This is a genomic window from uncultured Mucilaginibacter sp., assembly GCF_903913935.1.
In the GTDB taxonomy this organism is placed as follows: Bacteria; Bacteroidota; Bacteroidia; order Sphingobacteriales; family Sphingobacteriaceae; genus Mucilaginibacter.
In genome coordinates, this window is record NZ_CAIWNH010000100.1 from 1 (window position 1) to 4,729 (window position 4,729).

6 protein-coding genes and 1 pseudogene are annotated in these 4,729 nt (G+C 43.3%); all 7 read left to right on the forward strand.

The features are described 5' to 3' along the window. Positions 1-255: pseudogene (locus tag QZY09_RS03780) on the forward strand (arsenite S-adenosylmethyltransferase); the annotation flags it as partial. An 11-nt stretch (positions 256-266) separates the two neighbouring features. Continuing rightward, the gene (locus tag QZY09_RS03785) at positions 267-755 is read left to right on the forward strand and encodes a GNAT family N-acetyltransferase (protein ID WP_295668245.1); all 489 of its coding nucleotides are present in this window, start codon (positions 267-269) and stop codon (positions 753-755) included. A gap of 200 nt (positions 756-955) precedes the next feature. Beyond that, positions 956-1,423, forward strand: a complete 468-nt coding sequence (locus tag QZY09_RS03790; protein ID WP_295668247.1) for an arsenate reductase ArsC — start codon at positions 956-958, stop codon at positions 1,421-1,423. Between the two features lie 27 nt (positions 1,424-1,450). Then, complete coding sequence (gene arsB / locus QZY09_RS03795; RefSeq protein WP_295668251.1) at positions 1,451-2,530, forward strand: ACR3 family arsenite efflux transporter; 1,080 nt, start codon at positions 1,451-1,453, stop codon at positions 2,528-2,530. A 1-nt stretch (position 2,531) separates the two neighbouring features. Further along, the gene (locus tag QZY09_RS03800; protein WP_295668254.1) at positions 2,532-2,951 is read left to right on the forward strand and encodes an arsenate reductase ArsC; all 420 of its coding nucleotides are present in this window, start codon (positions 2,532-2,534) and stop codon (positions 2,949-2,951) included. Positions 2,952-3,192: 241 nt separating this feature from the next. Continuing rightward, positions 3,193-3,618, forward strand: coding sequence for a hypothetical protein (locus QZY09_RS03805; protein ID WP_295668257.1), 426 nt, complete (start codon positions 3,193-3,195; stop codon positions 3,616-3,618). A gap of 483 nt (positions 3,619-4,101) precedes the next feature. Then, complete coding sequence (gene tnpA, locus QZY09_RS03810; protein WP_295668260.1) at positions 4,102-4,554, forward strand: IS200/IS605 family transposase; 453 nt, start codon at positions 4,102-4,104, stop codon at positions 4,552-4,554. Positions 4,555-4,729: the final 175 nt, after the last annotated feature.

Below are 4,729 nucleotides of genomic sequence, written 5' to 3' on the forward strand. Positions count from 1 at the left end.
GAAATGTATGCGGGTTGTGTAGCAGGCGCCATCCAAAAGGAGGAATACCTCGGCCTCATCAAAGCAAACGGATTTACGGATATTACCGTGCAAAAAGAAAAAGCCATCGTCATCCCGGATGATATATTGGCCCAATACCTTGACGAAGCCGAAATGGCGCTGTTAAAAAAAGGGGATACCGGCATCTTCAGTGTTACCGTGTTCGCCCAGAAACCAGCTGCAAAAACCTGCTGCGGTCCGGATTGCTGTAATTAATTAAAATTACGATGGAAATAGAAGCTTTCAACCCAAAACACTGGCCCGAAGCAAGGGCCATTTACCAGGACGGCATTGCAACAGGCAATGCCCATTTTTCGCTCCTGTTACCGGAATGGGAAGAATGGGATGCTGAGCACGTAAAAAACTGCCGCCTGGTAGCTTTGGAAAACGGCGAAGTGTTAGGATGGGCGGCACTGACCGCCATATCCGACCGCTGCGTATTTGCAGGCGTTGCCGAAGTAAGCATTTATATCGCGGAAAAAGCCCGCGGCAAAGGAATTGGCAAAAAACTGCTGGCCGAACTGGTAAAGCAAAGCGAACAAAACAACTTCTGGACACTGGAGGCAAGGATCTTTGCTGAAAACGCTGCCAGCATCCACATCCATCAGCAAAACGGTTTCAGGATAGTCGGGCGACGGGAGCGGATTGGCAAATTAAACGGGGTTTGGCGCGATGTATTGCTGCTGGAAAGAAGAAGTACGGAGACTGGAATTTAATCAAAAACAAATTATAAAAGAAACGGAATAAAAGCCCGGGCAGTGCGATTCCCCTCTTGAGAGGCCTGCCTGCCGGTAGGCAGGGGCGGAGGGGTGTGTTAACGAACATTGTGCGAAACACACCCCCGCCACAACGCAGCCCGGCGCACCCCCTCTCAAGAGGAGTTATTTTAATCAAAAAAAATAAACCATAAACAATTATGATACAGCGTAAAATTTTATTTGTGTGCATCCATAACTCCGCACGCAGCCAGATGGCCGAGGCCTTTTTAAATCAAATGGGCGGCGAAGCGCTAATTGCCGAAAGCGCTGGCCTTGAACCCGGAAAACTTAACTCCAATGTGGTTAAAGTAATGCAGGAAATTGGTATCGACATCAGCAAAAACCCTACAAAAGATGTATTTGACCTTTTCAGGCAGGGGAAGGTTTACCAGGCCGTTGTTACAGTTTGCGATGCCGCCAGCGCTGAAACATGCCCTATTTTTCCGGGGATGGTGAAAAGGTTGGGATGGTCGTTTGCCGACCCTTCTTCTTTTACCGGCACACCCGAAGAAATACTGGAACAAACCCGTAAAGTAAGGGACGAAATAAAAGAAACCGTTAAAGCATTTATCGACGAGGCGAAACACCTGGTATTCTGGACGAAAAGCGAAGCAGTGCCTTCATAATTTTAAATCGTAATCAAACAAAAAACAATGAGCGTTAACAATTGCGCACCTGCTGCCGAACGAAAAAAATTATCTTTTTTAGACCAATACCTTACCCTCTGGATCTTCCTGGCGATGGGTATAGGCGTTGCGGTCGGCTATTTTATCCCGTCATCCGCCGGGTTTATCAATTCATTTTCCAGCGGAACAACCAATATTCCGCTTGCTGTTGGGCTAATCTTAATGATGTATCCGCCGTTAGCAAAAGTAAAATATGAAAAAATGGGCGAAGTGTTTAAGGACACCAAAGTTTTAAGCGCGTCCTTAATACTCAATTGGATCGTGGGGCCCATCCTCATGTTTTTATTGGCCATAACCCTCCTGCGCGATCATCCTGCCTATATGGTAGGGTTAATCTTAATCGGACTAGCCCGCTGTATTGCCATGGTAGTGGTTTGGAACGAATTGGCCGAAGGAAACCGCGAATACGCGGCAGGCCTCATCGCCTTAAACAGCATCTTCCAGGTACTGCTATACAGCGTGTACGCCTATGTATTTATCACCATATTACCTCCCTTATTTGGTTTAAAAGGATTGGCGGTAAACATTACCATTTCCGAAATAGCCAAAAGTGTAGGCATTTATTTAGGCATACCCTTCGCTGCAGGTATCATCAGCCGTTATAGCTTGATTGCCCTTAAGGGCGAGGAATGGTTTCGGAAAAAATACGTGCCGGTTATTTCGCCAATTACCCTGGTGGCTTTATTGTTTACCATCGTGGTAATGTTCAGCCTGAAAGGGAACCTGATCGTTCAGATCCCGATGGATGTGGTGCGCATCGCCATCCCCTTGGTTATTTACTTTGTTATCATGTTTGTATTAAGCTTCTTTATCGGCAAGTCATTCGGCGCCGATTATTCCAGGAGCACCTCCATCGCCTTTACAGCAACAGGCAACAACTTTGAGTTGGCCATTGCGGTGGCCATCGGCGTATTCGGCATCAATTCAGGCGAGGCATTTGCCGGGGTGATCGGTCCGCTGGTTGAAGTGCCGGCTTTGATAGCGTTGGTAAACCTGGCTTTCTTTTTCCGTAAAAAATATTATTCAACAAAAATCAATACCATTTAATATGAAGAATATCCTGGTGCTTTGCACAGGCAACAGCTGCCGCAGCCAGATAGCCGAGGGCTATTTAAGGCATTTTGCGCGCGATAAAGCGACTATTTACAGCGCCGGCATCGAAACCCACGGCGTTAACCCAAAAGCCATACAGGTAATGGCTGAAGACGGTATCGACATCAGCAAACATACTTCCAACAACGTGGATGAATATATTGATAACCCATTTGACTACGTGATCACCGTATGCGATAACGCCAAAGAGAACTGCCCCTACTTCCCTACTAAAGCCGAAAAATTCCACAACAACTTCCCTGATCCGGCAAAGGCCCAGGGCAGCCCTGACGAGGTAATGAATGAATTCAGGAGGGTGAGAGATATGATAAAAGGGTGGTCAGCGGATTTTGTTGCTGAGCATTTAAAGGATTAGGTATGCACTTCTATTTTACGGGTATCCTGACGCCGCGGTGAGTTAGGCTACTATCCCGCTGACTGGCTGCTGCCATAGCATTTTAAACTTTTTTGCATTATAAATTTCTATAATGTATTTTTAGTCCACCATGAACCGAAAATACAAATCTAATCACCGGCACAGGCTTTATTTCTTGATCTTCGTCGTAGTGAGTGTAATTGATATTTTGGTTGAAGCTTAGTAGCGACGAACATTAATTATGAAATTAAAGTACTTATTTATTTTTCTATTTTTAGCTGAAAGCTGTTCGCGAAAAGAAAAAACAACAAATATTCTTTCATTAGTAGATAAATGGGGTGTTGTTTGTTATTTCGAGCCGACGCCTTTTACAGATCAACAACGCACCATTTTCCTGCCTTTAGAAAATCCAACCGATTCAAGTTCCATTACGAATAAGTCGTCGATATTCGATTTTAATTATAGAGATGGTATTGATTTTAAAGATCAAGGTAGAGGAATGATTAATTATAAAACTTATTGGATAAGTGATCATAAAAAATACCTTTCAGAAAAGGACGACACCACAAAGAGGGTGTATTGGGTATTTGCGAAACTTAAATTTCATACAATTAACGTTCAAAAAAAAAAGCCTGCCGCGCGAAATATACCGACTTACATTAATTAATAAAAATAACGAATTGCCGATAGAGGTGTATAATGTTGATCGTGGTATTTTCATCGATACCACTTTATTTAAAACAAAATTTATTTGGCCCAAAATTGACACAATAAAATTAAAGTCAAAAAAGCGGGGCAAATTACCCCCTTTGAAACTTTTTTAGCTTTTGTTGGTATGATCATCGACAAACCGTCGGGCTTAATTATATTTACGCCTGTTATACCGCTAATACGTCGAACATCGTCCGGCGGCGATGTATTACACCCTTTCAGGGCTGTCACTGTGGTACTAATCCCGCCGGGCTTCGCCCGGCGTTGACGTATAACGCCCTTTCAGAGCTGATGTAAACAAGCTTAAGCCCTGAAAGGGCGGCATACACCAACGATGGGCACAGCCCATCGAACATAAAAGACAGAATAACCAGCCCTGAAAGGGCGTAACACACCAACGATGGGTGCAGCCCATCGATATAGCATCGACACACTAACCATGGGCCAATCACTCGTAAAAAACTACATGCACATCGTGTTCAGTACAAAACACAGGCAGCCACTCATTCATGCACCTTTTGAAGATGAATTGCATGCTTATTTAGGCGGTATTTGCAATAAATTGGACTGTCAGCCAATAAAAATCGGCGGCTATACCGATCATGTACACATCCTATGTATGTTTTCAAAAAAAATAGTGCTGATGAAATTGGTGGAAGAAATAAAATCACATTCTTCCAAATGGGTTAAAACGCTCGATACCTCACTTGCAAATTTTTACTGGCAGGACGGATACGGAGCATTTTCAGTAAATCCATCGGAGATTGAAAAAGTGATCGCTTATATTGCAAATCAGCATCAGCACCATAGCCGGAAATCTTTTCAAGATGAATACCGGGCTTTCCTGAAAAAATACAAAGTTGAATACGATGAACGCTATGTATGGGATTGAGTATATTTAGGCTTTGTTTGTATCACCAAAAAAACGGGGAGCCGGATTATACTTACACCTGTTACATTGATAATTTGTCCACTGATATCATTGAAAGAACGTATCAAAAGTTAAAAAAATGAACTTATATAAAAAATCAATTTTGATGACTATGGTTCTTTTGTTTGCTATCAAC

Coding starts and splice junctions, on each gene's coding strand:
- arsB (WP_295668251.1), top strand. CDS start 1,451: ATGAGCGTTAACAATTGCGCACCTGCTGCCGAACGAAAAAAATTATCT.
- QZY09_RS03790 (WP_295668247.1), top strand. CDS start 956: ATGATACAGCGTAAAATTTTATTTGTGTGCATCCATAACTCCGCACGC.
- QZY09_RS03800 (WP_295668254.1), top strand. CDS start 2,532: ATGAAGAATATCCTGGTGCTTTGCACAGGCAACAGCTGCCGCAGCCAG.
- QZY09_RS03805 (WP_295668257.1), top strand. CDS start 3,193: ATGAAATTAAAGTACTTATTTATTTTTCTATTTTTAGCTGAAAGCTGT.
- tnpA (WP_295668260.1), top strand. CDS start 4,102: ATGGGCCAATCACTCGTAAAAAACTACATGCACATCGTGTTCAGTACA.
- QZY09_RS03785 (WP_295668245.1), top strand. CDS start 267: ATGGAAATAGAAGCTTTCAACCCAAAACACTGGCCCGAAGCAAGGGCC.